Source organism: Candidatus Berkelbacteria bacterium, from assembly GCA_016432625.1.
Classification (GTDB): Bacteria; Patescibacteriota; UBA1384; order 2-12-FULL-50-11; family 2-12-FULL-50-11.
Window position 1 is genome coordinate 291,471 of sequence record CP066697.1, and the last position, 25,537, is coordinate 317,007.

The 25,537-nt window shown below is 51.7% G+C and carries 35 protein-coding genes; 30 read left to right on the plus strand and 5 right to left on the minus strand.

Going from position 1 to position 25,537, the window contains the following annotated elements:
• Positions 1 to 176: 176 nt before the first annotated feature.
• Together HY845_01740 and uvrC are read right to left on the minus strand one after the other, a co-directional pair.
• Entirely contained in the window at positions 177 to 1,226 is a 1,050-nt protein-coding gene (locus HY845_01740) for a hypothetical protein (protein QQG52033.1), read from the minus strand.
• Positions 1,227 to 1,302: 76 nt separating this feature from the next.
• Positions 1,303 to 2,934: an excinuclease ABC subunit UvrC gene (uvrC, locus tag HY845_01745; protein ID QQG52034.1), complete on the minus strand. Its 1,632-nt coding sequence runs from the start codon at positions 2,932 to 2,934 to the stop codon at positions 1,303 to 1,305.
• Between the two features lie 1,118 nt (positions 2,935 to 4,052).
• On the opposite strand from uvrC, the gene HY845_01750 reads away from it, so the two are divergent.
• From HY845_01750 to HY845_01860, 23 genes are all read left to right on the plus strand, one after another.
• Entirely contained in the window at positions 4,053 to 4,403 is a 351-nt protein-coding gene (locus HY845_01750; protein QQG52035.1) for a hypothetical protein, read from the plus strand.
• Between the two features lie 88 nt (positions 4,404 to 4,491).
• Complete coding sequence (locus HY845_01755) at positions 4,492 to 4,746, plus strand: hypothetical protein (protein ID QQG52036.1); 255 nt, start codon at positions 4,492 to 4,494, stop codon at positions 4,744 to 4,746.
• Between the two features lie 108 nt (positions 4,747 to 4,854).
• Entirely contained in the window at positions 4,855 to 5,193 is a 339-nt protein-coding gene (locus HY845_01760) for a hypothetical protein (protein ID QQG52037.1), read from the plus strand.
• A gap of 151 nt (positions 5,194 to 5,344) precedes the next feature.
• On the plus strand, positions 5,345 to 5,710 hold the full coding sequence (locus HY845_01765; protein ID QQG52038.1) for a hypothetical protein: 366 nt from the start codon (positions 5,345 to 5,347) through the stop codon (positions 5,708 to 5,710).
• 119 nt (positions 5,711 to 5,829) lie between these two features.
• Complete coding sequence (locus HY845_01770; GenBank protein ID QQG52039.1) at positions 5,830 to 6,087, plus strand: hypothetical protein; 258 nt, start codon at positions 5,830 to 5,832, stop codon at positions 6,085 to 6,087.
• A gap of 115 nt (positions 6,088 to 6,202) precedes the next feature.
• The gene (locus tag HY845_01775) at positions 6,203 to 6,466 is read left to right on the plus strand and encodes a hypothetical protein (protein ID QQG52040.1); all 264 of its coding nucleotides are present in this window, start codon (positions 6,203 to 6,205) and stop codon (positions 6,464 to 6,466) included.
• Positions 6,467 to 6,582: 116 nt separating this feature from the next.
• The gene (locus HY845_01780) at positions 6,583 to 6,936 is read left to right on the plus strand and encodes a hypothetical protein (GenBank protein ID QQG52041.1); all 354 of its coding nucleotides are present in this window, start codon (positions 6,583 to 6,585) and stop codon (positions 6,934 to 6,936) included.
• 58 nt (positions 6,937 to 6,994) lie between these two features.
• Positions 6,995 to 7,177 carry a hypothetical protein gene (locus tag HY845_01785; GenBank protein QQG52042.1) on the plus strand — a complete coding sequence of 61 codons (183 nt, stop codon included), beginning with the start codon at positions 6,995 to 6,997 and terminating at the stop codon, positions 7,175 to 7,177.
• A 16-nt stretch (positions 7,178 to 7,193) separates the two neighbouring features.
• Entirely contained in the window at positions 7,194 to 7,502 is a 309-nt protein-coding gene (locus HY845_01790) for a hypothetical protein (protein QQG52043.1), read from the plus strand.
• A gap of 124 nt (positions 7,503 to 7,626) precedes the next feature.
• The gene (locus HY845_01795; protein ID QQG52044.1) at positions 7,627 to 8,043 is read left to right on the plus strand and encodes a hypothetical protein; all 417 of its coding nucleotides are present in this window, start codon (positions 7,627 to 7,629) and stop codon (positions 8,041 to 8,043) included.
• 7 nt (positions 8,044 to 8,050) lie between these two features.
• Positions 8,051 to 8,638, plus strand: coding sequence for a hypothetical protein (locus HY845_01800; protein QQG52045.1), 588 nt, complete (start codon positions 8,051 to 8,053; stop codon positions 8,636 to 8,638).
• Between the two features lie 100 nt (positions 8,639 to 8,738).
• Positions 8,739 to 9,014, plus strand: a complete 276-nt coding sequence (locus HY845_01805; GenBank protein ID QQG52046.1) for a hypothetical protein — start codon at positions 8,739 to 8,741, stop codon at positions 9,012 to 9,014.
• A 106-nt stretch (positions 9,015 to 9,120) separates the two neighbouring features.
• Positions 9,121 to 9,417 carry a hypothetical protein gene (locus tag HY845_01810; GenBank protein QQG52047.1) on the plus strand — a complete coding sequence of 99 codons (297 nt, stop codon included), beginning with the start codon at positions 9,121 to 9,123 and terminating at the stop codon, positions 9,415 to 9,417.
• A gap of 55 nt (positions 9,418 to 9,472) precedes the next feature.
• Positions 9,473 to 9,805 (plus strand): hypothetical protein, encoded by a 333-nt coding sequence (locus tag HY845_01815; GenBank protein ID QQG52048.1) that lies wholly within the window; start codon positions 9,473 to 9,475, stop codon positions 9,803 to 9,805.
• Between the two features lie 92 nt (positions 9,806 to 9,897).
• Entirely contained in the window at positions 9,898 to 10,089 is a 192-nt protein-coding gene (locus tag HY845_01820; protein QQG52049.1) for a hypothetical protein, read from the plus strand.
• 168 nt (positions 10,090 to 10,257) lie between these two features.
• Complete coding sequence (locus HY845_01825; GenBank protein ID QQG52050.1) at positions 10,258 to 10,554, plus strand: hypothetical protein; 297 nt, start codon at positions 10,258 to 10,260, stop codon at positions 10,552 to 10,554.
• Positions 10,551 to 11,213, plus strand: coding sequence for a hypothetical protein (locus HY845_01830; protein ID QQG52051.1), 663 nt, complete (start codon positions 10,551 to 10,553; stop codon positions 11,211 to 11,213). The genes HY845_01825 and HY845_01830 overlap by 4 nt, the downstream gene beginning before the upstream one ends.
• A 235-nt stretch (positions 11,214 to 11,448) precedes the next feature.
• Positions 11,449 to 11,766, plus strand: coding sequence for a hypothetical protein (locus tag HY845_01835; GenBank protein ID QQG52052.1), 318 nt, complete (start codon positions 11,449 to 11,451; stop codon positions 11,764 to 11,766).
• A gap of 389 nt (positions 11,767 to 12,155) precedes the next feature.
• Complete coding sequence (locus HY845_01840) at positions 12,156 to 12,779, plus strand: 1-acyl-sn-glycerol-3-phosphate acyltransferase (protein QQG52053.1); 624 nt, start codon at positions 12,156 to 12,158, stop codon at positions 12,777 to 12,779.
• A 70-nt stretch (positions 12,780 to 12,849) separates the two neighbouring features.
• Positions 12,850 to 13,095 (plus strand): hypothetical protein, encoded by a 246-nt coding sequence (locus HY845_01845; GenBank protein ID QQG52054.1) that lies wholly within the window; start codon positions 12,850 to 12,852, stop codon positions 13,093 to 13,095.
• A 113-nt stretch (positions 13,096 to 13,208) separates the two neighbouring features.
• Positions 13,209 to 13,346 carry a hypothetical protein gene (locus HY845_01850; protein QQG52055.1) on the plus strand — a complete coding sequence of 46 codons (138 nt, stop codon included), beginning with the start codon at positions 13,209 to 13,211 and terminating at the stop codon, positions 13,344 to 13,346.
• 94 nt (positions 13,347 to 13,440) lie between these two features.
• Entirely contained in the window at positions 13,441 to 13,725 is a 285-nt protein-coding gene (locus tag HY845_01855) for a hypothetical protein (protein ID QQG52056.1), read from the plus strand.
• A 55-nt stretch (positions 13,726 to 13,780) separates the two neighbouring features.
• On the plus strand, positions 13,781 to 14,032 hold the full coding sequence (locus tag HY845_01860) for a hypothetical protein (protein ID QQG52057.1): 252 nt from the start codon (positions 13,781 to 13,783) through the stop codon (positions 14,030 to 14,032).
• A 437-nt stretch (positions 14,033 to 14,469) separates the two neighbouring features.
• On the opposite strand, the gene uvrA is transcribed toward HY845_01860, so the two are convergent.
• Complete coding sequence (uvrA, locus tag HY845_01865) at positions 14,470 to 17,376, minus strand: excinuclease ABC subunit UvrA (GenBank protein QQG52058.1); 2,907 nt, start codon at positions 17,374 to 17,376, stop codon at positions 14,470 to 14,472.
• A gap of 78 nt (positions 17,377 to 17,454) precedes the next feature.
• Here uvrA and HY845_01870 point away from each other — a divergent pair, with 78 nt between their 5' ends.
• A complete protein-coding gene (locus HY845_01870; GenBank protein ID QQG52059.1) occupies positions 17,455 to 18,549 on the plus strand; it encodes a hypothetical protein in 1,095 nt (364 codons plus the stop codon).
• Positions 18,546 to 18,698, plus strand: a complete 153-nt coding sequence (locus HY845_01875; protein QQG52060.1) for a hypothetical protein — start codon at positions 18,546 to 18,548, stop codon at positions 18,696 to 18,698. Before HY845_01870 ends, HY845_01875 begins: the two co-directional genes overlap by 4 nt.
• A 51-nt stretch (positions 18,699 to 18,749) precedes the next feature.
• Here HY845_01875 and uvrB read toward each other — a convergent pair whose 3' ends face one another.
• On the minus strand, positions 18,750 to 20,735 hold the full coding sequence (gene uvrB, locus HY845_01880) for an excinuclease ABC subunit UvrB (protein ID QQG52061.1): 1,986 nt from the start codon (positions 20,733 to 20,735) through the stop codon (positions 18,750 to 18,752).
• A 119-nt stretch (positions 20,736 to 20,854) separates the two neighbouring features.
• On the opposite strand from uvrB, the gene HY845_01885 reads away from it, so the two are divergent.
• Positions 20,855 to 21,409, plus strand: coding sequence for a hypothetical protein (locus HY845_01885; GenBank protein QQG52062.1), 555 nt, complete (start codon positions 20,855 to 20,857; stop codon positions 21,407 to 21,409).
• A gap of 114 nt (positions 21,410 to 21,523) precedes the next feature.
• Here the strand turns inward: HY845_01885 and HY845_01890 are convergent, their stop codons facing one another.
• Positions 21,524 to 22,024: a hypothetical protein gene (locus HY845_01890; protein ID QQG52063.1), complete on the minus strand. Its 501-nt coding sequence runs from the start codon at positions 22,022 to 22,024 to the stop codon at positions 21,524 to 21,526.
• A gap of 222 nt (positions 22,025 to 22,246) precedes the next feature.
• Between HY845_01890 and HY845_01895 the strand changes: the two genes are divergently transcribed.
• The 4 genes from HY845_01895 (at position 22,247) to HY845_01910 (ending at position 25,520) form a co-directional block, all read left to right on the plus strand.
• The gene (locus tag HY845_01895) at positions 22,247 to 22,450 is read left to right on the plus strand and encodes a hypothetical protein (protein QQG52064.1); all 204 of its coding nucleotides are present in this window, start codon (positions 22,247 to 22,249) and stop codon (positions 22,448 to 22,450) included.
• A 100-nt stretch (positions 22,451 to 22,550) separates the two neighbouring features.
• Positions 22,551 to 23,912 (plus strand): sugar transferase, encoded by a 1,362-nt coding sequence (locus HY845_01900; GenBank protein QQG52065.1) that lies wholly within the window; start codon positions 22,551 to 22,553, stop codon positions 23,910 to 23,912.
• Positions 23,909 to 25,012: a glycosyltransferase gene (locus HY845_01905; GenBank protein ID QQG52066.1), complete on the plus strand. Its 1,104-nt coding sequence runs from the start codon at positions 23,909 to 23,911 to the stop codon at positions 25,010 to 25,012. The genes HY845_01900 and HY845_01905 overlap by 4 nt, the downstream gene beginning before the upstream one ends.
• Before the next feature lie 40 nt (positions 25,013 to 25,052).
• Entirely contained in the window at positions 25,053 to 25,520 is a 468-nt protein-coding gene (locus tag HY845_01910; protein ID QQG52067.1) for an ATP-binding protein, read from the plus strand.
• Positions 25,521 to 25,537: the final 17 nt, after the last annotated feature.

Below are 25,537 nucleotides of genomic sequence, written 5' to 3' on the forward strand. Positions count from 1 at the left end.
GCTGCGACGATGGACCTGGAAACGATTTCCAGATCCGGTTACTGACGGGCAGTAACCGTAGTGACGAAATTCTACTCTACACTGAGCAAAAATCAAGGCTTTTGCAAGTCATTTTGAGCTGCTGATATGGAAACGCCTCCCGGTTAGGGGAGGCGTCTTCGGGTTGCGTCCAAGTGTTACTTCCACAAGGACGCGATTTGGGTCTCGTCGAGATGCTGCAAGAGTGAGTTGCTTGACGGGTCAACGTCAGCAGCTTTCGCTGCCTCGATTTTGCCGGCAAGCTCCGCTTGCTGCTGCTGGCAGGTCTGCACTTCCTGCTCGGATCGCACCACGTTCCTGCGTGCCTGTTCGAGTCGTGACTGCGCTCGGGTGAGCTCAGTTTCGAGTTGTTCCTCCTCCTTCTTCAAGGACAAGAGCGTTTTTCGCGTTTCGATCAAGGTGCGCAGTGCCTCGACTTTCTCGCGAGCCCCAGGCGCCATGCCCTGAACGCTACCCGACAGAAGCTGCCGAATGGCGCTGAGGGCGAGCTTCTTACCACGCCGGTCCAGGAGGTAGTTGTTTTGCTCGTCTTGCATGACGACGTTCGTCTCCAAGAGAACCCTCTTGGCAACGTAACGGCAACCTTGGCGCATCTTGCCCTCGCCGGTAGCTAGCTCGTGAGTCAACTCGATCACAACATCGAACTCTTCTTCGGTGCACGAAGCGTTGTCGAGGCACCAGATGTAGTTCAACACTACGTCGTTCTGCAGGAAGTCGCGACGCCAGGCCTGCTCGCAATCGGCGCAGATCTGGGCCAAGGGTATTCCTGAGTCGGCCTCGGCATCGTTCCATCGCTTCGGCTCCCGGATCCCGAGCCGCTGACAGACCACGTCTACACCGATATTGAGTGGGTTAATCAGCGTGTAGAAAGCTTGGAGCGAGTCGCCGTGCTGTACCAAGACCTTGATAGAGTCTCGGTTCGGCACGCATTCGATCGGTTCGAAGGCAAAGGTGACTTCTTTTCTGCCTGCCGCCGCCGAAATCACCTCGATCTCGACGTCGCCAGTGATGCCACGCTTCTGAAGCTCGCTGATGACGTAGTCGATAAACTCTTGAGGCCTATCGACATTCTTGAGAATTGAAGCGGCTTTGACGGACTTATCGGCCGCCGCACGCGCTTCTTGCTCGGTGAGGCCTAGGGCAGTGCCCACGACCGCACTGAGGTGCCGCAGATTTTTAATTTTCAATTCCGATAATCCTCCACGAAATGCCCAGGCATTGTAAAGCAAATAAACGGATAAATCTAGCCTAGAGGCAGACGTTTTATTGAGTGCTTAAAGATTTCTTCGACTGTCTTTTACGCTGAAAACCGATAGCGAAGCGGTGGACTTCGTCGCGGATTCGACTTAGCAGTAGCAGCCCTTTGTGGCCACGAGTAACGGCTATTGGCAATTTGCGGCCGGGCAAAAAGACTCGATCAGGTTTTTTTGCTAGCGCTATTATTGTCTTAGGTTGAATAGGGGCGTCTTTTATCCCTTCAAGGGCGGATTTCAGTTGCTCAACGCCACCGTCGATCACCATTATGTCCGGCGCAGTCCGGGTTGTATCACTGAAGCGGCGATGCATTACCTCCCGGATCATCGCAAAGTCATTCTGGCCCTCAACGGTTTTTATTTTATAGCGACGGTACTCGTTTTTATCTGGTTTGCCGTTAACGTAACAGACAGTTGCCCCAACCGGTTCCGAACTACCCAGATTAGAAATATCAACAGCTTCAATACGAGTTGGTAGAGCCGGGAGCTTAAGTAGTTCCTGAACAGCGACAACGCTTTTAAATGATTGGTCGGTCCTGAGGAGTCTCGTTTCGAGTTTGGCAGCGGCGTTCCTTGCGGCTAGTTCAACCATTTGCCGTTTCTCGCCGCGCTCGGCAGTCCGCAGTTCGACCTTTTTGCCGGCGACGGTACCGAGAAACTTGGCAATTACATCCTGGTCGCTGATTTCTTCGCTTAACGCTACAAGACCAGGAATTTCAGAAAAATTTTGGTAAGCACTAATTATAAAACTCCTCACTACTTCATTCTGATTCTCACTGCCGGTTAATTGAAAATAAAAGGTTTTCTGTCCAGTTACTCGACCTTCTCTTACCATCAGGACGCTGACAGCAGCACTCATTTGGGTTTGAGCGGCGGCAATCACGTCGTAATCATCCTGAATTGTAGAGATAACCTTTTGCCGGCTGAGTATTTGCTCAACTGATTGCAGTCGGTCGCGTAACTTGGCTGCTAATTCGTACTGCTCATTCTTCGCAGCCAGTCGCATCCGATCATCAAGGTCATCAACGAGATGCTTCCTTTTGCCTTGCAAAAATTCAATGGCGCGATCAACTCGCTCCTGATAGGACTCCTCGTCAACCTCGCCGCTCAGTGGGCAGGTGAACTCGCCGAGCTGACAACTCAAACACGCTCGGTCACGGTTGGGTCGAAGAGGTGTGCTACTGATGTGGATCCCGTAGATTTTACGAAGAAACTCCAAAGTGTTTATGGCGTCTCGGCCAGAAAGATATGGTCCAAAGTATATGGCCTTGTCTTTGTTTCGCTTTCGAGTAACTGTAAAACGCGGGATCGCCTCGTTTAAGACGACTTTAAGAAACGGGTAAGCCTTGTCGTCGGTAAGCTTAATATTGAAACGGGGCAAGTGTTGCTTGATTAGTGTCGCTTCGAGCATTAACGCCTCAACCTCGTTGGTTACAACGATAGTTTCCACGTTATGGACAAAACCCATCATCACTTGAATCCAGGGGCGGTCGTTATTTTTACCAGAGAAATAACTCCCGACCCGGCTTTTAAGGTTTAAAGCCTTACCGACATAAAGAATCTGTCCTGAGACGTCCTTAAATAGGTAAACACCTGGTTTATCTGGGAGTCCCTGCCACAAATTCTTCTGGGCACTAATCATGATCGGGGAAATGGTATCACAGATAAGACTTCAAGTCAGGGGACGAATATGGTTCAAAAAATTCGCGCCAGGCCGTTGGCGCTTCCTTGCGCTACCCCAATGGCGATCATCGCTACTATATATACCTGTAATAGTATATTCTTCGTAGGGGCAAGGGGCTTCATTGCGAAGTCAGCCCCTTACCCCTACAACCCCATCCCCAACACGCTCCCTACGGGGTTAAGGTGAAAACTTTCGGTTCGTTCCGGAAGGATCGCGGTAACAGCCCCTCAGTTTCGACTATTAACTAATCGAAAAACAAGCAAATCTAACCCTCAAGCAGGTTATTTACTTGTTTTTCTCCAGACGCCTGTTCGAATGTGCCGGGGGTTGGTCGTTAGGATAGGGGGCGGGCTTCTAAACTCTGAGCCCCCTGTCCTAACATGTAGCCTCGCTTCGTGCGACGAAAAACAATAAACAATTAGCATATGCTTCGTAACATAAAAAACATCCTAAACTCATTGACAAATAGATGAGTTTAGAGTATCATCTTGCACAACAAGTTAGGAAAGAATATTTTCTACTTGAGCACGTCCAACTAAATAAAGATCGAATGCGTCGGTAGCGCCTTCATCAGTGATTATTGATGACTTTGCGCGCGAATCGGCAAGGTCTTTTTTGTTGCCCGTGAGGCGGTAGGCCCGTCCTCGGCTTGAGCGATTATGCCTAACGAGGTAGTTGCAACAATAGCCACTCTTTAACAACTTGTTTCCTCATTGCCCACGAGCCTAAGTTCGTGAGTAGCGAGGAGCGGTTGAAGCAATTCGACCGCTGGTAATCCAGTCATGATAAAAAACCACAAAGATCCGCGGGCCGAGAAGGCTCGCTCTCGTCGAAGTCCGGACTATTCACGCGACCCTGCTGGCTGTTTTGCCAGACATGCCCACAAGGCAGATCGCCGACTTCGCCATATGGGTGTGAAGGGAAAGCGTCCGAAAATCTACTGGGTGACGACGCTCGGTTGGCGAGCAAGCATTTAGCAGTACAGCGATACGGGCGAGACCAGATCTTCGAATTTGGTCTCGCCCTCTCATGACACGTTCGATGACTCGAACGTGGCTAGGAGGATAGTAAAAACCATGATTGAATTCGGTCGACTACCGTTTAGCGGAGCCGAGGATTTAAAGAGACATCGGGAACGCCTACTTCAGTACATGACTGGACAACACGCCGAGGCCTGCCTGGACAGACTACTTGATGCTGACGCAAAGATCGTCGCTATCAGCTACACACACGGTCGGGAGTTCGGTAAGGGCGAGGCAATTTACTTCGTCATGTCGGCAGACGAGTCGTCGGTGATGGTCATGAACACAGACGAGAACAAGCTGACGGGAACCCGACGCGGGAGCTTGCGGGGTGCAGGTGAGAATCTTCTCACGAGATACTTGCTCGACGACAACCTCAGTTCACTTCGCGTGGCTGCACAGTGAATACGACACGGTGAGGCGGCAACTTCGGTTGCTCGCCTCACCCTCAATTAAGTTCACAACCACATGTTGCGAACTTTGAGAGAACAAAATGAAGACTTTACTCGGCCTTTTCTTCGTCACCGTTTGCTGTTTCTTTCTCGGTTCTGGCGGCTTTGTGGCCGTCGAACTCGTCAAGATGATCCAAGCAAACCAGATTACATCAACGCAAAGTGCGATCATAACGCTCGTGGTCGTTACCTCACTCGCGTTCGCGGTCGGCTCGTACCGGGCGAGCAAGTACGCGTTCAAAGGTCAGTTCCGACGGTTCTGGAAGCTGATCAACGGCGGCTGGCTTCCGGTCTGACAACACTTCGAAAACAAGGGCGAAACGGAGCTTCAGCTCCGTATCGCCCGACCCGCAAAGCTCGTAATAGCGTATGAGTTGTGCGGGTTCTTGGAGGGCCCTCAGTCAATGAAGAAACTCGTCACTCGAGCCTTTACGCTCGTTGAGATTATGATCATAGTTGTGATCGCAATCGTCCTCTTGCTCGCGATTGCGCTTCCCACCTTTCGCCACGCCAGCGAGACCAGCCGTAAGACCAGATGCATCGGTGGGCTCGGGCTGATCAGCGCGGCCAAAGAGCAGTGGGTGAAGGACCACAAGAATGGCGGTGGTACGGTTGTGCTTCTGGCTGACCTGTCGCCGCTATACATCAGGGATTTCCCTTCATGTCCCTCGGGTGGCGAGATCACGATCGGCAAGATTGGGGAGGCCCCGACCTGCTCGATTCCTGGTCATGCCTTGCCGTAACCAACCCACCCAGTTCGCTCCGGAAGGCGAGACGTAGCTTTGGCTCCGTCTCGCCTCTTCCTTTCAGCCCACACTTTGTTAATTTGAACCTTTCAGTGGGCTGAAAGGAGGAAACTCCCCGTGATCCCGCGGTTAAGGGTGGAGGAACAAAATGCTAACTTTGCGTAATCAGAACAATGCTCGTACCCTTACCGAATTGCTAGGATCCCTCACTGGATCGAAGGCGCAGGCGGTGTGCGAGAAGATTCGTCATATGAACGGCATCGTTGAAGCGATCAACGACGCGCCGCGTGGTAATGCGGGTGTCGAAATCGTTTACTTCGCCGAGCCAGTTCACAACGCACCTGGTGGTGGGCTGTCCCACTATGCCGTCTACTCGGTTTCCACCAACGATATCTGTGTCTCGCACTGCTATCGAGGCTTGTACAGCTTCTCGTTACAGCGCGAGGAACTCCTGCAAAGGGTCCTCCTCGAAGACGACCGAGAGGCATGGGAAGCCCTGGCTGGCAAGTGCTAGCTCGTTATCAACTTTGTCGCGAGTCCGACCCTTCGGGGTTCGGGCTCGCGGCTCCGACCTTTACTTCGTGATATTCCCATCCGTCTTTGACTTCCCAGTCGAGACGGGTGGTGAACAGCATGAAAGTCGTTATATTAGTAATCGTCGCTTGCTTTGTGCTTGGCTGCCAAACTGTGCCGAAAGAAGATGTTGCCAAAGCTAAAGCTGACTTTTTGCAGCGAACAAGAGGTGTAGTCAACGAAGAGTCCGTTTCTTGTCACGCCTGGGACAAGCTGAACCCCTACGTGAGATGTAGTGGTGTAACTGCCCAAGGCAAGGTGATAAGTGCGGTATACCAATGGAATCAAGAGTGGTGCGTGACATTCTACTCCGACTAAATGGGGTGGATAAGTCATGAGGCTACCCGATACATCAACCTTTGGCGTCCCGAGGGGACGCTCACTCGTAAGCGACAAGAAAACGTCGCCGACAACCGTTCCTACCGGAGGTGGGATGAAGCAAGTACTGTCTGCCGTATGGTCGTGGCTCCTAGCCTTGGGCGCTTGGTGCTTCGAAAACCCTCGCCGTGGTCTAATCACGATCGCTGCGATTCTGATCCTCGTCTACCCGCCGATTCTCGGTAAGGTAGTTGGTCGGATATTTGAGGCGCTCGCTCCGTTCATTGGCTTATTGCTGATGTTCGGGATGATCTACCTCATTATCAAGCCACTCCTGCCGAAGCGGCCCAAACCCCAGCAGCGGAGGTCGGACCGATGACCGCCTGCTGCGACTCTCGGGCGAAACGGATCTCGTATCCGTCTTCGCCCTTCAATGAAGCTGCTGAACGCGTGACGTTCGACAGTTTCTAGAAATCTCACGGAGGAAACACACACTTGGGACAATCACCTACCATAGGACAGAGTCTGGAATTTCCGGACTTCTTCTACTTCTTGCGGTTCGGTCAAGAAAGCTCGCATTTTGCCGTCACGACCCACCTGGGCGAGTCGGCGATGTTGTGTTTTCGCTCGATCCGCGACATGGACGTTTACGCTAAGCCCTTCGAGGACACTCCGGGCATGTCGCGTTACGATTCCGACGCTCAGTCGATTGACTCGGCGCGGGATTTTCTTCGGGAACACTTCCCGAGCTTCCGTGCACTTGTCCTATTCGAGCCGGGCTATGTGCCCGGGCGAGATGAGGCGCGGCTGTCGGTGCATATCCCGCCGCCGCAACCCGTGATCGGGTGACCACTTACGCCTAACTTGGCGAGGTGGTCGCCCACCTTTCCGTCACCAGGAATTCGCTATGGCGATATTCGTGGTGGGGGATAAGCGTATGAAACAGTATTCTTCTGAGTCCGATCAGCGCCGCCAGGAACGTTATGAGTTTTGGCGACTGCTTGGACTTGGGGCTTTGTGCCTCGTCATCACTACCGCCGTTGTGGTTATCGCAACCCAATGGTGGAACAACCCGATCACCGTCAGGTGAAGGAGCGCAATGCGCAATGGAAGAGCTTTTGGCTAGTTTTGACTTTCCGGAAGAGTTCTACATCGTCAGGCTTCTAGATTCCGAGGGCTACGGCCGTACCAATTACTGGGGACTACCAGCCATTCTTTGTTTTCAGTTGAAAGATGATGCAGAGAACTTCGCCCGAAGGATGAACCGGGGCAACGAGATCTTGGTGGTCTCGCTCGATTTTGCCAGGGATCTGGCACTGTCAAGTCACGTGTACCGCTACCTCGTTCTCTACCAGCCTGAGACGCCGGAAGAAGAGTATCCGGCGATCTATGTTCCCGTTTCCAAAACAGGGTGACCAATGGCAAACCAGCCAAACGTCACCCACCTTTCCTCCAGCATGAAGCAATTCGTGCTTGGGGATGAGGGAAACCTCGAGACCTGTAAGTCCTGACCGCAAGGCAGGCTGGGTAAGGAAAGAAATGGCAGACGAATGGGATGACATCCGCGGCGACATTCGCCAAGGACACGGTATCTTCTTTCGGTACTTCTGGCTGTGGCTGATCATCTTGATCGGCTTGAGCTGGGGCGGGACCCTCGCCTACAAGGCTTGGATTCGTCCGACCGAAATCAACTTGGAGACGAAGGCGATTCGCCAGTCGATCCAGTATCAGGACACGGGCATCACCGCGATGCTCGAGAACGTCAAGGGTTACAAACGGCTCGAAACGGATATCCTGAAGTACGAAAGCGACCCGGCCAACGCCAAGCTCGTCGAGGGCATGCGCTCACAGCAGCGCTCGCTCTTGGACGACATCGAGACCACTGCCGATCGTATCGGCCGCGACCGCGTGCCGGATTCGGTGCGCAGCTTCCTGGCAGCTCACGAGGGAGGGTAACGAGACAATGAAAAACCTTTGCACGATCCTTTTGGTCACGGGCATTTTCTTCGTCTCGGGCTGTGGCTCGGATAACAAGGCAACCGCTGACACCCGTGAGCAGGTGGCTGTGAATAGGCAGCAGGAGATCTACGTGAAGAACCAGCCGATCCCGGTCTTCGATTGGAGCCGGACGCGTGATCTTCTGATCCAATTCTACGTTGCCCAAAACGGGGCAGCGGCGACCTGGAGCTACATAACGCCCCAAATGGGCGCGACTGTGCTGTTCGAAACACCGAGCCAGGGCTACCCGATCCCGATGGATACTCAGCTCACCAACCCGCTCCAAGCGGTTTGGGAAAGCAATAGCTATGGGTTGGGTGGACTTACACTCGCACAAGCGGAGCCTAACGGGGTCTTCACCTCGCCGAATACCGACGCGACAATCGTCATGGCGGTAAACGGCGACGGCACGCTCTCGCCGATCTACACCGAGCTCAAGGTGACCACGTTCCCATTCCCTGTCCGCTGGGATAAGGAGAAGGGGCAGTGGGTTCGGATCGAGGGCAAGGAGCCTTCTATCAAACTCATCCCCAAAGCGGGGAAGGGTGGATAGCGGTTCTTGCCTCTCACCCCTTCGGGTCAGTCCGGCGCAAGCCGGGTCTGGCCCACCTTTCCCCGTTCACAATCAATTGTGGGCGGAGAGGAGGTTTGATGTGTACTTCTTACTGTTCGCCGGGCTTTTCGTTGCCTTCTTCTCAGGCTTAGCACTGCTGGTCACCCTTATCGTGTACAACTGGGGCATGTTTGGTGCGCGCAAGCGGTTTGGCCGGGAAGAGTTTTGGTCGACACTCGCCAGCGGAAACGATGATTTCGACGATGTACGCGAAAATGCGATATGCATACCCGCAATCGCCGTTATCGCTGTCCTAGACCTCATACCCTGGCTCACGAGCAAGCTATTTCGCCGTCCCAACCAAAAGACGGCGTGAGCTTCTCATTCGGCTGAAGCGTGTGCATACGCAAACGTTTCAGCCCCCAACTGGATTCTTGACCAGCAGGTCGAGGGTTCTGAGGGAAACCTTAAGGAGAGAAGAAATGGAAACCCTAAGCAACCTGCTAGGAGTTTTGTTGTTTTGGACTGTCATATCCTTCGGCTTTGCGTCCTTCGCCCGAGCATCCATGCCGGAGCGTGGGGACAACATGTTCGAGTGGTTTCGACGTATGTGCTTCGGACTTGAGCCAAATGACGGACCGATTTGGCTGGTAGTTGTCGCTCTGACGCTGCCAACCACTATACTGATCGGGATTTGGGAGTGGGTAGTTTATCCACCTGTTTCCCGAGCAAGTCGCAAGTTTCTTGAACGCATCCAAGCCACAGGCAATGCGTCGTGACCCGGCTGACGGTACTCGTACCGTCAGCCATCGCTCCTTGACCGTCAGGTAACTGATGATCGGGGATACGAACATGTATAACAACATCGACTCACTAACTTGGTGGTGGACTGTAATACTGCCTAGTTGGGTAGTGGCGAATCTGGTGGTGTGGTTCCTCTTCTGTTTGCTCCACGCCACAGCTGGTGGACCGGCTGACGGACTCATCCTGTTCTTGAAAAAGCCCTTTGAGAGCCTAGACGAGAACACAGACCGACTTCCTGAACGACTACTCATCGTAGGATTCGTTCTATTTTTCCTACCGCTCTTCGTTGCCGTTCAGCTTTGTGTTCTGATTGCACGGCTTGCACGCTTTCTTTGGATTGTCGCTACCATAAAACGTGCATAAACGCTCGCTTTGACTGACGGACACTCTCCGTCAGTCCCCGACTGAATTCTTGACCAGATGGTCGAGGGTTCTGAGGGAGGAACTAATTGAAAGTGTTTGAATCGTTCATTTCTTGGCTTCTTCAAGCTTGGCTGACCGCCGCGTTTGAGCTCCACACCTTCAAGTGCGAGCAGTGTTTGAACGTTGAAATGGGGTTAACCGCTCCCGACAGCTTATGCCAGCGAGGCAAAGAGCTCAAAGCCGCGATCGGCGCGGAAGAAACCAACTGTGGGCAACCAAACTAGGATTGCCCACCCAACTGAGTTTTCAAATCTTTGAAGACTTTGAGGGTTTGTCTGGCCGGATCCGCTCCGGACGCAACGGTATCAGATGAAGTAATTCATTTTGAAATTTGCCGTTGCACTACCGCCGGAGCGGTTTTGGCTGGACAACGGTTCAGCAGGAGTGAACGTATGTTACAAGTCTGGGTGAATGCTCAACTTGTCCGCCGAGGCGCTGTAGAAAGCGATTCGGAGGGCATCGCCTACTGCCGTTTCCGCTCTAAAGACGGAGACGTGGTGGCCACTTTCAACGAACGCAAGATTCAGGAAGAGGGCGGCAACGTCCTCATACCAGGAGCTTGCGACGACCTGATCGGCGAAAATGGCTTCATCGCCGTTAAGCCTGACTACGAGCCGTTTCTTTGGGGGGTTCACGGCCGCCCGAGAGAAACCGTATTGGTTCCGACAGCTGAGGTGATCTCAAGGTGAAAAGCCTGACGATCGCCGTATCGCTTATCGTTGCTGCAACGGGTTTGATCTTGGCGCTTATGCCGCTGATCTACCCAGGGCAACTTTACCTGATCGAAATCGGCGGCAGCATGGCCGTTGTCGCCGCAGCGTTGCTAATTTGGGCAACACTTGTTCTGCGGGAGACTTGCTACTACGAGCTGAGGCTTGTTCGCGAGTCTGGCGGTGACATAGAGGGTTGCCTGGATGTCATGAGCCACGACGGGCGAACATTCGTCAGTATCGGGGACATCTACCACCTGATCGATCAGTTCAACGACTCAGCGAACGGCAGCACTCACCTTAAGGTTGAGCGCCGGCAGATCTCAGCAGACAAGGCTAGTTCGCTTTGCGAACTGTCCTTTGAGGAAGTCTGGGGGATTGAGCCGCTCGAAGCCGAGCTGCTCCTCTTTGCCACGACGCAAAGCCAAGGCGCTACGCTTCGTTACGAGGAGATGCCTGAGTTCAAGCTGGCTCTGGTTCACTACCGCTCGGAAATCCTGGCGATGGAAACCACGGAGTTCGACGGACTTCTGGCTGTCGTCAAGGGTTTGGCCGACAACCACAAGTTCATACGGCTACAAACTAGCCTGCGAACAACGGCGGCCAGTTATGAGGTGTTCGATGGAATACGCTCATAATCACGACCACAACCTGGAGGCGCACGAATGAGAGTAATCTCACCCGTGCGCCCACCAACTGCCCGACAAGCTACCGCTTGAAAGGCTGAGGTTAAACGTGAATAGACCCACATTAGTGCCACTCGTACTCGGGTTTATTTTCGGGTACCTACTTTTCAACACTGGTTTCTTCGGAGGTCCGTGTGTATTGCCACTGCTCTTGTTGATCGCACTCTACTCGCGAGGTATAGCCAGGATGCGTGAAGCTCATCGCTGGGCTGACATGCAGGCTATTCCCGCGGGCGACTGGTTGGTGCAGCTAAACATCTTCACCAACATTGGTTGCCAGAAGCATGAGCATCAAGTCCGTGGTGAGTTCAGGAGGCTCATACCCTTCATCGGCATTCGTTCGCCCGAAGAGGTAGAGCGGATTCGTCAGATGGTGGCGGATGCTTCGGAGGGTGGCTACGACTGGGTCACACTCTACAACCCTCCGGGATTACCAAAACAGTTCGAACATCAGGCAACCTCGACGATTACTATCAGGTATTCGCCGTTGGAGGCCCCATCATAAGGCGCACGGAACATCTTGTGCGCCCACTTCCCCACCGCCTGCGTACAATGCGGACGGTGAGGAGAGTGAAGAATGTATCGCAACATAAGGGGATCATCAGAATTCAAAGTTGGGTGCGTAGTACTGTTCGCCATGATCGTGCTCGCGATAATGATGATTCCCATAAAGAAACAACGTGACTGGCTAATGCTGTCCTGGATGGTAGCCGCTTGGGCGACCCTCTTTTTTATTCCCTGGCTCAGATATATTCGCCGGGAAAGAGAGCTTGAAGCACAGAAAAGGTTGAAAGAAAATCAAGCGCCTTGACCTTTCGCAAAAGCGCCGAGTGAAACATCTCGGCGCACCCCCTCTCGTTTCGAACTTCGGTTCAAACGTGGAGGTAGGTGAATATGAACCGGCTCACAGTAATACTTCATGCCGGTTTAGTTCGGCTACTGAAGATCGTCGTTTGGCCAGTACTTCGGTACTTTGGCCCCGTCACGTGTGTTAAAGGGGCTACGCTTCCAAAAAAGGGAGGAGTCCTGATTGTTGCCAACCACGAAAGCGTCGCCGATCCAGTCGTCGTGCAGTACACCTGCGCGCGACCGATCTGCTTCATGGCAAAAGCGGAGCTTTTCAAGCGCCCAGTGCTAAGTTTCGTGATTCGGCTGTTTCGCACGTTCATCGTCGAACCCAACACCTCAGATATCAGAGCAATTAGGCAAGCCATCGACTTACTGAAAGCTGGTGAGGTGGTGTTGGTCTTTCCGGAAGGTAAGATTAACGGCGAAAGTGGGGCTTTGCTTGGATTTCGCAAGGGCGTCGGGCTCATCGCCCGAAAGTCTGGGGCGACGGTGATTCCATGTGCCATTAGGCACTCCCGCCGCGTCTGGGCAAAGCCATCTTGGATACCAACTGGCCGTCACCAGATGACGGTCATCTGGGGCAAGGCGTATCGGTTCCGAGTCAGTGATGACAACGAAACAATTGCCACCGAACTTCGACAAGAAGTTTCTGCCCTCCTTGGGCGATAGGCCTCGAGCCTCTCGCCCCGCTTCCTCTCGTCTTTGCGACCACTACGGTCGTAGGCGGGGAGGAGAGTGAATGTTTATCGGTGATCGAATCGACAAGATCTGCCAACTTGTCGCCCTTCTAGGGGTTCTTTTCTGCGTCGGCTCTATGTGGGTCTTCGCTCGTCTGGATAAACCGGTTACTTGGGCTTATTACTCAATGTTAGGCCTTGTTGTAACATTGGTTGCCCTCACGGTTATTCTCTTTCGGGGAAAACGCTATCAGAAGATGTGGCAGAAAGCCCGATGCATGTTCCTGAAGGAGTGGCCCGATGACTAACATGTCCGTTATCCGGCGCAGCGACTTGCACCCGCTGCGCCCGCTTCCTGACCGCCCGTGAAGAACACGGACGGCGAGGTAGGTGATTAATGTCGACAAGTGGAAAATGCCTCATGCTGGGATCGATTGTCCTTGGTTCGATTGCCGGCACCCAGCTACACAGTTTCTGGGTAGGTTTGGGCGTCTGGTTCGGGCTGGCGATATACGGCTCGGCATTCTTGGTCGCTCAGAACAAAGGGGAAACAAGTTGAGAATCCGCGAAGCGCCGGGCTTAAAAACCCCGGCGCTTTTTGCGTTTTAAAAAGGTGTAAAATACTTTCATCTGAAACGAGCAGGAGGTGAAAGATGAGCTCGGGCAGTGTTCCTCAAAGCGGCCAGTCCAAAAGTAACCGGCCGAATGACTATCAAAGTCTTGGTGGGGCAGGGAACTTCTTCCTTGAGCCCGACGAGGTTTATGGAACTGCACCGGACTATGCCAGTTATCTCAAGGTCATTGGTCTGATCTTGGGCGAATCGGGCATCGTTTACGGTCTCTACCGGTTCGGCAGTCCGTTGGCGTTAGTGGTTCTCGTCGCCATAATCTTTTTGGCGATCTTAGCCTACGGCGTTAATAGGGTGCTGTTTGAATAGCGGCTGGACGATTTCCAAAGATGTCGGGTCAAACTCGGCAAAGGAGGTGGGTCTAATGGTGATCCAAGAGAAACCTCGAAACGACGAGTGGCGTGAGCGTTACGCTCACCCGCATCAGACGCGCTTGAGCCGTGTGGCTGAGGAAATACGGTTAATACCCGTGGTTCTCGGTCTGGCGATTGGTGGACTGGTGCTTGTTGGTCTGTCGGTTGGCTTCTCCGCGCCAATATATGCCGGAATTATTCTGTTCTCATTCGGAATACTGGCGGAATGGCTGCTGGGCAGACACTATGACTACACGTCTTGAAACTAGGACGTGGCTCGGGGCGGCTTCGGCCGCCCCAATTCTATATAAAAATGTTGCGCTGACTTGACGCATAGGCATACACTATTACTGAGTTGATCTCGGCAACCGTCGAGGTGGCTTGCATCGGAGGGAAAACATGAAGAAACTCTATCGTTTCCGGTCGCACGCGACGCACAAGCAGCACAGACGTCTACTGCATATGCTCGCCGCGAGCTTCATCGGCCGGGTGGCCTGGGGGTAGGCCGACGCAATCCTTCGACATCAAGTACGGCCCGGGTTTCTAACCCGGGCCGCTTGCTTAATATAAATATCGAAAATGGTGCGAATCTAACCCAAAGCAGGTTATTCGCCCATTTTCATCCGTAACCCCGTAGGGAGCGTGTCGGGGATGGGGTTGTAGGGGTAAGGGGGTGACTTCGCAATGAACCCCTTTACCCCTACTCACTTTTTTCTACAGACGGAGAATGTTTTGCTTTCTTGCCAAAAATAACGGGCTCTAAAACTTTCCCGGTTAACGAGGCTTTGGTTAACGCCACCTCTTCTGGCGTTCCTTTGGCAACAATCGTGCCGCCTGCTTCGCCACCTCCGGGTCCTAAATCAATCAGCCAGTCAGCACTTTTGATAACGTCTAGGTTGTGTTCGATAACAACGATTGTGTTACCACGGTCAACCAGCTTCTGAAGAACGAGCAGTAGGCGTTCGACGTCGGAAAAATGAAGGCCGGTCGTCGGTTCATCTAAAACATAGAGAGTTTTGCCGGTATCGCGCCGTGAGAGCTCGGAAGCGAGCTTGATTCGTTGCGCTTCACCGCCGGACAACGTTGTTGCCGGTTGTCCGAGGCGAATATAGCCCAAGCCAACTTGCTGCAAAGTGCGCAGTTTGTCAGCGAGAACGCCGATATTTTCAAAAAATTCCAACGCTTCATCGACGGTCATATTGAGAACCTGGGAGATATTCTTCCCTTTCCAGGTAACTTCAAGCGTCTCGCGGCTATAGCGTGTGCCCTTACAAACGTCGCAGGTGATATAAACATCGGGCAGGAAGTTCATTTCGATCTTAATTACCCCGTCGCCCTGACAGTTTTCGCAACGTCCACCGACAACGTTAAAAGAAAACCGACCTGGTTTATAACCGCGACTTCGGGCGGAAGGCGTAGCGGCGAAAAGCTGGCGAATCGGGTCAAAAGCCTTGGTGTAGGTGGCCGGGTTGCTGCGCGGAGTACGGCCGATAGGGGACTGATCGATTTCGATTATCTTGTCGATATGTTCGGTCCCGGTGATCGACTCGTGACTGCCCGGCACGTCGCTTTTTAAGCCGAGTTTCATACTAATTCCTTTACTAAGAATCTCAGTGACTAGGGTTGATTTACCCGATCCAGAAACTCCCGTCACGGCGACAAAACGCTTTAGCGGAATGTTGGCGGTGATGTTCTTGAGATTATTCTCTTTAGCTCCGTGAATGGTGATGTTTGTGTGCCCTTTCTCGATCGTGCGTCGTTCTGGCAGGGCAATTTTCTTATCGCCGCTTAGGTACGGCGCGGTGATTGATTTGGGGTTCTTTAAGACTTCGTCTAAAGTTCCGGCGGCAACGATTGTCCCGCCGTGTTCACCAGCTCCCGGGCCGATATCGACGACGTAGTCCGCTTCGCGAATAGTTGCCTCGTCGTGCTCAACAACAATTACCGAGTTGCCTAAATCTCGCAGACGTTTCAGGGTTTCAATGAGTCGGTCGTTGTCGGTTGGGTGAAGGCCGATTGTCGGCTCGTCCAAAACATACAGGATACCGACAAGCGCCGAACCAATCTGTGAGGCAAGGCGGATGCGTTGGCTTTCACCGCCGGCCAGAGTTGTAGCGGTGCGATCAAGCGTCAAATAGTTGAGCCCGACTTTTCCCAGGAATTCGAGTCGGCTAGCAATTTCGAGCAATACCTTGCCGGCGATATTGGCTTCGCGGGCGTTTAATTTTAATTCATCAAAGAATGCTCGTGCCTTGTCGATTGTGAGTTGCGACACTTCAGCGATATTTTTGCCGCCAACTTTTACGATTAGTGCGTCTTCCTTCAGACGAGCGCCTTTGCAGGTTTTGCACTCGCTGGAGAGCATATAGCGCTCGATTTGCTCGCGCACCATGTCTGACTCGGTTTCATGGTAGCGAGATTCAAGGTGCGGAATGAGTCCACGAAAACCAACCATAAAATGATGGGCAACACCGGCGGAGTAGTACTTTAGTTTTAGCTTTAACGGCGCTCCGACGCCGTAAAGAAGCTTATTTAAGTCTTGTTTCTCAAGTTTTTTGATCGGCACGTCAACGCTCATCCCAAAATGCTCGGCAGCGTTTTTAAGCAAAATTCCGTAATAGTTTGTTGGCGAGTACGTCCAGGGCATAATACCGCCCTCGGCAATTGATTTATTGTCGTCGGGAATGATTAAAACCTCGGAAACCTCTTTTTTGAAGCCTAAGCCGTGACAGTCTTCGCAAGCGCCATAAGGGCTATTGAATGAAAACGACCGGGGCGAAATTTCACCCAAAGAAAAACCGTCGTATGGGCAGGCTAAATCCTCGCTCAGCATCAATTCGTCGTCTTTGCCTTCCTGAGCAATAATAACCAAGCCTTTAGAAAGCTTAATTGCTGTTTCCATCGCTTCGTTCAAGCGGGTGCGACTTGATTGGCCCATAATTAGTCGGTCAACTACCACTTCAATGTTGTGGGCTTTATAGCGGTCCAGCTGGATTGAATCAGTCAGGGCGTACATCTCGTCGTTGACTCGAACGCGGGCAAAACCACCCTTATATAGGTCGTAGAGTAATTGGTGATATTCGCCTTTGCGGCCACGGACGACCGGCGCAAGGACGATTACGCGGGTGTCTTGCGGCAACGACTCGACCAGGTCAACCATCTGGTCGGTCGTTTGGCGCGAGATTGGCCGGCCGCATTTAGGACAAAACGGGGTCCCAACCCTGGCAAAAAGTAGTCTCAGGTAGTCGTAAATTTCTGTCACCGTGCCAACCGTCGAGCGTGGATTATGGGAGACGGTTTTTTGGTCGATTGAAATCGCTGGCGAGAGCCCTTCGATATAATCTACGTCGGGTTTCTCCATTTGACCCAAAAATTGCCGGGCGTAGCTTGAGAGCGATTCCATGTAACGGCGCTGTCCTTCGGCGTAAATCGTGTCGAAGGCCAGGCTGGACTTGCCAGAACCTGACAGGCCAGTGAAAACAATTAGTTTTTCGCGCGGCAACTCAAGGTCAATGTTTTTGAGATTATGTTCGCGGGCGCCTTTAATAACTATAGTTCCTGCGGAACTTTCGAGGGCTTTGCTTGAGATCTTTTCTTCCGTTGCCATAGCAATCTATTGTACCAAACAATTCCCGAAACATTTCTAGCCATTGTGACGCTGGTGCGGGACGGTTAGAGTTAAACAATGCCAGAGACAGAAACTTCTTCACCGACTGAAGTATTGGGACTTGAACGCGATCCGTACGAGCGTCTCGAGTCAGACGAGCGAGAGTACCTTTATGCCGAAACCGGCGAACTGGCTAAATATTGGGAGGGCGCGTATTCCGACGCACTGGAGAAAACTTCCACCTGGGACGAATTCCGCCAGGAAATTTATGATAATCATCAGGCTCAACAAGCCTTGAGGGGAAACTACGAAGATAATCCAGCGGTTTTGAGGGCGTTTGATAAGGTTAATTATATTTTCGGCTCTATGCCGTCGGCGCTTGTCGATCCTCAGGCCAATTTGTTACTCGCAAGTTATAGAAACGAACGCGGCAACGTGGCCAAGCTTTACTCCGAGGAGGATATGCAGGCAATCAAAGCTGGCAACCACGAATTGAATACTCACCAAAGCGCGATGCGCGAAGCCGAGTGGATTAACGAAACTATTTGGTCATTACTACGATTTCGGGCAAACGAGCTGACCGAGCCAAAGAGCTTTACTAATGGTAAGGGGCGAAAAGAAGTTATAGAGGCAGGGCAAACCTTGCCGGAGATGCTTATCCCCCTGATGGCCAAAACATTCGAGAAGGGCATGCCAGCCCGCATGGCTAGACAAGAGTTTTCCTGGATGTTGAGTGGGGTATACGGCCCGGTCAAATTGGCGCGGGCTGCTCGGGCTGCGGGTTTTAGGGCGATTTTACCCAATCCGTACTGGGACGTGGTCGGAAAAGTTGATCTTAACCTCGCTACCGAAGACCGCAGGACGTTATATCCGGTACAGATAAAATCAACACGGCAGTCAGCAGAGTTTGCCAGATATTTCAGCGATGCGCCTTCGATGGATTTCGGAGGCCGTGAAGTGGCGCCGCGTGATGAATGGACTGCGCTCGACAACTTCTGCGCCAAAGTTCAACAGACCTCAAATTGGCGCTCTTCAGGTATTGATATTATCCCCAAATGGGCTAGAATGTATGACGCTCAAGCAGATATTGCTGGGTTCAAGGCTGTTCTGGCTGACAAGCCCGATCCTAAAGAGGTCGAGTTGCTAGCTGCTTTGAAAGGAAACCGCCCATGAATCAATTGGACCAACCGCCGCCGGTGACGCCAAAGCCAGAATCTCTACCAACGGACAACGTAGAGGCTGAGCTTGAGGCGATCACCCCCGAAGACGTCATGTCTCGGGATCTTGAAGAGGTGCTCCAAGAGGACGCGCCTAGCAAATAACGGCAATCACAGTTCATACGCCGGCACCAAGGATGGTTGCCGGCTTTGATTTTATACCGACGTTAACTTCTCCCGCTCTTTCTGCATCTTTTTTAGTTTTATCACTTCGTCACGCAGGATAGCGGCTAGCTCGAATTGAAGCTCGTTTGAAGCGGCTTTCATCTGACGCTCTTTTTCGCGTACCATAGCGTCGATATTGCCACGAGCCAGCTCTTTCTCGATCTTATCCAGCCCCACAGATTCCACAATTTCCCGCTCGATAATTGAAGTAATTTCTTTGGAGATAGATTGGGGCGTAATACCATTGTCCTTATTGTGCTGCTCCTGAATCTTACGGCGCCGGTTCGTCTCGTCGATGGCTTTTTTCAGGCTGTCGGTGATGTTATTGGCGTATAAAATAACTTGCCCTTGAACGTTTCTGGCGGCGCGGCCAATTGTTTGAATCAGGCTTCGTTCGCTGCGCAAGAAACCTTCTTTATCAGCATCAAGAATCGCCACAAGCGAAACTTCTGGTAGATCCAAACCTTCGCGGAGCAAGTTAACGCCGATCAAAACGTCGAATATGCCCTTTCGTAGATCGCGCAGTATCTCTACCCGCTCCAGCGTTTCGATGCCCGAATGTAAATATCTAACCTTGAGCCCTTGCTCTTGCATGTAATCGCTGAGTTCTTCGGCCATCTTTTTCGTCAGTGTCGTCACGAGGACTCGCTCCTGTTTTTCGACGCGGTCTTTCACACGTTCCATTAGATCAGCCACTTGGTTGTCACACGGCTGTATTATTAATTCTGGATCGAGCAGGCCGGTCGGGCGGATAATCTGTGAGACTGTATTCTGGGTTTTTTGCAGCTCGTACTGGCCTGGGGTTGCTGAGGTGTATATAACCTGATTAATGCGCTGCTCAAATTCAGGGAATTTTAACGGCCTGTTGTCGCGCGCCGAGGGGAGGCGGAAGCCGTGCTCGACCAGGATGTCTTTGCGAGCTTTGTCGCCGTTGTACATCCCGTTTAGTTGTGGCACAGTCACGTGCGACTCATCTATTACTAGCAAGAAATCTTTAGGAAAATAGCCAAGCAAGGTATTTGGGGCGTCGCCGGGCTGGCGCCCGTCGAAGTGACGGGAATAGTTTTCGATCCCGTTGCAGTAACCAATCTCGCGGATCATTTCGAGGTCGTAACGTGTTCGTCGGCGCAACCGCTCGGCCTCGAGGAATTTGTCGCTCGCTTCCATTCTTTTAAGCTGTTCATCCAATTCATGCTCGATAGATTTTGTGGCCTGCTCGATTTGCTCTGGCGGTGTGACGAAGTGACGTGACGGATAAATTACCGCAACACGCAAAGTTTGTAGCGGCGAATTTGTCGTTGGGTCGATCTCCTCAATGTTCTCGACGGTATCGCCAAAAAGGTTTAGACGAATTATCCGTTGGGAGTTTGCTGGCATCACTTCAATGACGTCGCCACGAGCTCTAAAATTACCGCGTTCCATCGCCACGTCATTGCGTTGGTACTGCAAGAAAACTAACTTGTCGATAATTTCGTCGCGGTTAATGTTCTCACCGCTACGGATGACGAGCATCGCTTTTTGGTATTCCTCAGCCGAGCCGAGGCCGTAAATACAGGAGACAGAAGCGACGACAATGACGTCTTGGCGTGAGAGGACGGCTTGAGTGGCGGCGTGGCGCAAGCGGTCAATCTCATCGTTAATCTGCGCTTCTTTTTCTATATAGGTATCGGTATTCGGAATGTAGGCCTCTGGTTGGTAGTAATCGTAATAGCTGACGAAGTATTCAACGGCATTTTTTGGGAAAAAATGACGGTACTCGCTGGTTAGCTGGGCGGCTAAAGTTTTGTTGTGAGCAATTACTAGCGTTGGCTTTTGGATCGCTTGAATGACATTTGCGGCGGTGAAAGTTTTACCTGAGCCAGTTACCCCCAAAAGTATCTGGTGTTTCAACCCCTTTTTCACGCCAGCAACCAACGATTCGATGGCTGTTGGCTGGTCACCCTTTGGCTCAACGGACTTAATTAATTCAAATCCCATAACGTGGACATTCTACCTGAAAATGGGTTGGTAGTCCCTTGTCTTGGAGATAGTTAACCGGTACAATTCCCCGGTCAGATTGATCTTTAAACGCTTCGACGGCGTTAGGAGGATGTAGTATGCCGATTGCCATAGGCTTAGGGGAGATCGGCTGGACGTCCAATCTCTTTCCCTGGTGCCACGACCAAGAACACACCGGGATCTACTTGCGCCCGAACGACCCAAGAGACATTGCCCATCAAGTACAGACGCCCTCAGCGTACTTTCTTGATTCATCCGGCATGGATAGGTCACGAAGAGCCTTAAACAAGCTGATTGAAGTCAATTTCAATTACTTCGCGCTGGAACCGGACACTCGTTTGGTTGATATTCGTGGTCGCAAGTACGACTTCGTCATCAACCGCGACACCGAACAGGTCCTGCAGTACGACGAATCATGGCTGCTTGAGGACGCCGGGCGCGAAGGGATTGAAAAGTGCTTCACTTGTGAGGCAGTTGATCTGTTCTGGCGGCTCGACCGCTATCGTGAGATCCGCACCCTTGATTGGAAAGAGCCGAACTTGATCGTCAGCTTCGATGGGATGATGAACACCGTCAATCCGAACGAGTTTATCTTTACTCTGACGCGACGGATGTCAGAGTGGTGGCGACTGATCAACCAGCTCAGATCGTGAGGGACCGAGCCCCGAGCCACATTAGAGTGGTTCGGGGCTTTTGCTATCCTAATAGATATAAAAAGAGTCAGCGGCCGGAGATTCCGGCCGCTGATGCGGGTTGTTCCAGACGCGCTAGCCCGTTTGACTAGCTTCGCCCCAGGGTGAAGGGTGGCCGCCGAGCTTAGCAAGCCCGATTGCCACGTAGCCGATCATTCGTGAGATCGCCTCATCGAGCTCGGCCTGTCCGCCGCTCGTGCCGACTGCGAGGTGGAAACCGTCGCAGCAGATGTAGACGCCGCCGGGGTAAAAAGCCCCATTGACCTTGATCTCTTCACTGACGAGTTCCGGCTTTTGGCTTAACGCCCAACCGCCATTGACCCGGTGCTCGGCGGAGAACTTAGCCTTGTTGACGCCGTAGAGCTGGTAAGGATGCTCGTAGTCCTTAACGCTCCCAAGCATCTCGGAGTGCAGCAGGTCGCCGCTCTCTGGATCGACGAGAAAGATGGCGATGTCGTGACGTTTGAACGTGCCGTCGTTCATCATGCTGCGAATCGCGGGCAAAGCGTGATGAACTGCTTCGCGGGCGACTTCGGGCGTGATGCTTCTTAAAGTTACAGGTGCGCTTGATTCCAACTAGTGCCTCCTCAACTTCCAGGGAAGTTGTTGGGGTTATTTTGGCTAAAATCTACAGGTAAGTCAACGTGTTGAACCTGTAAAAATCGTTAAAGCCTTGACAGGTTTATCAGGTGTCTTTAGTAATGTAAGAGTTAACCAGAACAACTGGTTAAAGACTCTTGAGCTTGGGAGTCGCAATAGAATCGCAACATAACCACAGGGGAAGGAGGTGAGAAGTTTATGGCATTTAGTACACAGTCCAAGAAGTCAGGTAAGACTTACTACTTGCACTCGAAGTCGGTTACGCTACGCGGCGGCCGCCAGCAGACCATCTACTACTTCGCGCAAGATGTTCGTGACGGCGCAATGGATTCCGTCCCTTCTGGTTACATGGTGATGGAGAACCCACGCACGGGTCTACCGATGTTAAAGAAGAGTATGTAAGACGTTCGACAATATGTTGGATGTTTACCAAAGATCCGTCCTAACAGACGGGTTTTTGGTTGAAAATACCTGTTGAACAGTCGTACAATGGAATCCCGCCATGAGGAAATTCAATCTTCAGTTCGCTTTAGTGACGGTCATCATCGATTTACTGATGTTATGGCTAGCTATGGCTGTGGCTTATCAAATTAGAAGTAACGGCGAGGAGCTTTACCTTTGGTCGCTTAGTTACTACTCGTTGTTTGTTTTGAAATTCCTGCCGGTTTGGCTGGTTCTATTTATATATCAAGGGCTCTATCGTTTGCGTACACCGATTAAAGGTTGGACAGCGATTGCCCGCACGACAACGGCGATTCTCTCTGGGTGGGGCGTGATCTTAATTTATCTTTACTTATCAAGATCACCTGAAGCGCTAGTCTTCCCCCGGCTAATTATTGCCTACGGACTCGGACTGACTTTGCTATTTGTCTTCATTGGCCGTTTTTTGCTAGATGGCTTCAGGCGCTTGCTTAACTCCCAGGGCTACGGGCTGATCAGAGCAGCTGTTATTGCAAAAGACGAACAAGTAGATTTTATTAAGACACTTTCGCAGCCAACCCATGGACGCGTGATCCAAGGAGTTATAACCGCTGATTATCTAGAAGCGCTGAGAGGTCTCGTCCAAAATAAGAAAATTGACGAGCTTATTGTGGCGCTGCCCGGATTAGACGAAAAAACAATTTTGTCGTTAGTCGACTGGGCCGAGACCAACTACGTTAATTTCGTTCAAGTACAGACTTTACTGTCCGTGAAAGCGACGAACATTGAGACTGGTTCTTTGGCAGGAACGCCGGTAATCTTCTACAAACAATCGCCGCTTGATGGTTGGGGGCGAATTTTCAAACGAGCCTTTGATCTTGTCTTGGTGATACCGCTGCTCATCATTATTTCCCCGCTGTATTTCCTGTTGGCGTTACTAGTCAAATTATCTAGTCCCGGACCGGTTTACTATAAAGAGAAGCGAGTTGGCCAAGACGGTCAGGAATTTGTTGTCGGTAAGTTTCGCAGTATGTACGCCGACTGGCGCGAGCGTTTTCCGAATGTCCAAGATTGGTCAGCCGATGAGGCCACCGACGTTCGTATCACGCCGCTCGGGAGAGTGCTAAGAAAAACTAATCTCGACGAGTTGCCCCAGCTCTGGGACGTTTTGACTGGGCGGATGAGTATTGTTGGGCCACGGCCTGAACAGCCAAAATACGTCGAAAAATTCGCTCAAGAAATTCCCGCCTACGTCAAACGTCATCACGTTAAGTCTGGCTTAACAGGATGGGCACAAATTAACGGCTTGCGTGGTAATACGCCAATTCCTGACAGGGTTAAATACGACCTCTACTATATAGAGAACTGGTCTATATGGTTCGACCTCCGTATTATTCTTGGCACGGTCGTTTATATCTTCCGTCAGTTCGTTACCAGCTCATGAGAATTGCCCTCGTTCATGACTTTCTGAACACCTGGGGTGGGGGAGAGTACGTCTTAAAAGTTTTCACCGAGCTTTATCCTGAGGCGCCGATCTATTCGCTCACTTATAAGCAGGCGATTGTCGACGAATTTTTTCCAGGGAGAAAAATAATTCCGAGCTTCTTGCAAAACTATCCAGGGATGCCGGATAAGTTCAAATACTATCTATCGTTTATGCCGAAAGCGATCGAATCGTTTGATTTTAGTGATTATGACGTCGTGCTGTCCGATTCGTCAGCTTACGCAAAGGGCGCCATTACAAAAGGGGCAACAAAGCACGTTTGCTACCTGCATACGCCAACGCGTTATCTGTGGAGTGATCGAGAAGAATATATTAAAAACGCGCCCATTCCGCTGCCGATTATTGGACGAAGCGTAGTTAAGGGTATCGTCAAAAAATTACAAAAATGGGATTTAGAGGCCGCTAAACGGCCTGATGTAATAATCGCTAATTCAAAATACATCGCCGAACGTACCCGAACCTACTATCACCGGGACCCAGAGTATGTGGTTTTTCCTCCGGTGAACGTGAAGCAGTTTAAGATCGGCACGCCAGGCGATTACTTCCTGGTTCTAGCGCGTGCTGAGCCGTACAAGCGAACAGACCTCGCGATTCAAGCAGCCAACAAGCTCGGGCTTAAGCTCAAAGTGGTTGGAGGAGGAACTAAAATTAAGTACCTACAGGAAATGGCCGGACCGAATGTTGAATTTTTGGGCCGTGTCAGTGAGGAAGAGAAAGTAAGGTTGTTCTCTGGTTGTTTAGCCTTCATATTCCCGCCAAAGGAGGACGCTGGTATTACGCCACTTGAAGCGATGGCTTCAGGACGGCCGGTGATTGCGTACAGCGAGGGCGGAGCGTTAGAGTCGGTAGTTGAGGGCGAGACGGGCGAGTTTTTTTCCGACCAGACTGTCGACTCACTTGTTGAGGTACTAAAAGTTTTCGATCCATCAAATTACAATCCGCAGAAAATCAGGCAGCACGCGGATAAATTCGACAAGGAGATTTTCAAAAATAGAATCCAACAAATCGTTAACGACGCATTGAGTTCAGACAAGCGCTGAGTTAGTATTCATCCACGGTTTTCGTTCTTGAGGTGAAACAATGAAAATGTTGGCGCTAACGTATCGCTATATCGGTCCTGACGCCGCGCATCAGCTGCTTTTGGAGCCGATTGAAAGGGGCGACAACGTCGTTATCCCGATCAGTGGCGAACAGTACATGAAGATGTTTCCGCACGTTGGTCGAACGGAGCTGGAGGATCAGACTTACGTTCTGGAAAACATCTACGACCCGAAACTGGCAGTACACGAGCCGGATATCCTGCTCGTTTATATCGGCCACCATGCCGTAGACAAGACGGCCGAGTTTCTGACCCATTTTGGGGGCTCTGAAGTTCATGTCGTCACTTGCCAATGCGACTTGGAGGCGCGCAAGAAGGCGTTGTCAACGTACGCGTTTCGCCGGGCGATAATGCATCCCCAAAGCGAATGCGGCGGCAACAAAACTATGCATCGGTTGGTCATGGAGTTCCTCGAAACGGGCGCTCTTCACTATCCACGTCCTAGCTAGACGAACGACCACTTTGG

Excerpts from the sequence above, each read along its gene's own strand:
- uvrC (QQG52034.1), bottom strand. The coding sequence starts at position 2,934 with ATGATTAGTGCCCAGAAGAATTTGTGGCAGGGACTCCCAGATAAACCA.
- HY845_01750 (QQG52035.1), top strand. The coding sequence starts at position 4,053 with ATGATTGAATTCGGTCGACTACCGTTTAGCGGAGCCGAGGATTTAAAG.
- HY845_01755 (QQG52036.1), top strand. The coding sequence starts at position 4,492 with ATGAAGACTTTACTCGGCCTTTTCTTCGTCACCGTTTGCTGTTTCTTT.
- HY845_01760 (QQG52037.1), top strand. The coding sequence starts at position 4,855 with ATGAAGAAACTCGTCACTCGAGCCTTTACGCTCGTTGAGATTATGATC.
- HY845_01765 (QQG52038.1), top strand. The coding sequence starts at position 5,345 with ATGCTAACTTTGCGTAATCAGAACAATGCTCGTACCCTTACCGAATTG.
- HY845_01770 (QQG52039.1), top strand. The coding sequence starts at position 5,830 with ATGAAAGTCGTTATATTAGTAATCGTCGCTTGCTTTGTGCTTGGCTGC.
- HY845_01775 (QQG52040.1), top strand. The coding sequence starts at position 6,203 with ATGAAGCAAGTACTGTCTGCCGTATGGTCGTGGCTCCTAGCCTTGGGC.
- HY845_01785 (QQG52042.1), top strand. The coding sequence starts at position 6,995 with ATGGCGATATTCGTGGTGGGGGATAAGCGTATGAAACAGTATTCTTCT.
- HY845_01790 (QQG52043.1), top strand. The coding sequence starts at position 7,194 with ATGGAAGAGCTTTTGGCTAGTTTTGACTTTCCGGAAGAGTTCTACATC.
- HY845_01795 (QQG52044.1), top strand. The coding sequence starts at position 7,627 with ATGGCAGACGAATGGGATGACATCCGCGGCGACATTCGCCAAGGACAC.
- HY845_01800 (QQG52045.1), top strand. The coding sequence starts at position 8,051 with ATGAAAAACCTTTGCACGATCCTTTTGGTCACGGGCATTTTCTTCGTC.
- HY845_01810 (QQG52047.1), top strand. The coding sequence starts at position 9,121 with ATGGAAACCCTAAGCAACCTGCTAGGAGTTTTGTTGTTTTGGACTGTC.
- HY845_01815 (QQG52048.1), top strand. The coding sequence starts at position 9,473 with ATGATCGGGGATACGAACATGTATAACAACATCGACTCACTAACTTGG.
- HY845_01825 (QQG52050.1), top strand. The coding sequence starts at position 10,258 with ATGTTACAAGTCTGGGTGAATGCTCAACTTGTCCGCCGAGGCGCTGTA.
- HY845_01835 (QQG52052.1), top strand. The coding sequence starts at position 11,449 with ATGCGTGAAGCTCATCGCTGGGCTGACATGCAGGCTATTCCCGCGGGC.
- HY845_01840 (QQG52053.1), top strand. The coding sequence starts at position 12,156 with ATGAACCGGCTCACAGTAATACTTCATGCCGGTTTAGTTCGGCTACTG.
- HY845_01845 (QQG52054.1), top strand. The coding sequence starts at position 12,850 with ATGTTTATCGGTGATCGAATCGACAAGATCTGCCAACTTGTCGCCCTT.
- HY845_01850 (QQG52055.1), top strand. The coding sequence starts at position 13,209 with ATGCTGGGATCGATTGTCCTTGGTTCGATTGCCGGCACCCAGCTACAC.
- HY845_01855 (QQG52056.1), top strand. The coding sequence starts at position 13,441 with ATGAGCTCGGGCAGTGTTCCTCAAAGCGGCCAGTCCAAAAGTAACCGG.
- HY845_01860 (QQG52057.1), top strand. The coding sequence starts at position 13,781 with ATGGTGATCCAAGAGAAACCTCGAAACGACGAGTGGCGTGAGCGTTAC.
- uvrA (QQG52058.1), bottom strand. The coding sequence starts at position 17,376 with ATGGCAACGGAAGAAAAGATCTCAAGCAAAGCCCTCGAAAGTTCCGCA.
- HY845_01870 (QQG52059.1), top strand. The coding sequence starts at position 17,455 with ATGCCAGAGACAGAAACTTCTTCACCGACTGAAGTATTGGGACTTGAA.
- HY845_01875 (QQG52060.1), top strand. The coding sequence starts at position 18,546 with ATGAATCAATTGGACCAACCGCCGCCGGTGACGCCAAAGCCAGAATCT.
- uvrB (QQG52061.1), bottom strand. The coding sequence starts at position 20,735 with ATGGGATTTGAATTAATTAAGTCCGTTGAGCCAAAGGGTGACCAGCCA.
- HY845_01885 (QQG52062.1), top strand. The coding sequence starts at position 20,855 with ATGCCGATTGCCATAGGCTTAGGGGAGATCGGCTGGACGTCCAATCTC.
- HY845_01895 (QQG52064.1), top strand. The coding sequence starts at position 22,247 with ATGGCATTTAGTACACAGTCCAAGAAGTCAGGTAAGACTTACTACTTG.
- HY845_01900 (QQG52065.1), top strand. The coding sequence starts at position 22,551 with ATGAGGAAATTCAATCTTCAGTTCGCTTTAGTGACGGTCATCATCGAT.
- HY845_01905 (QQG52066.1), top strand. The coding sequence starts at position 23,909 with ATGAGAATTGCCCTCGTTCATGACTTTCTGAACACCTGGGGTGGGGGA.
- HY845_01910 (QQG52067.1), top strand. The coding sequence starts at position 25,053 with ATGAAAATGTTGGCGCTAACGTATCGCTATATCGGTCCTGACGCCGCG.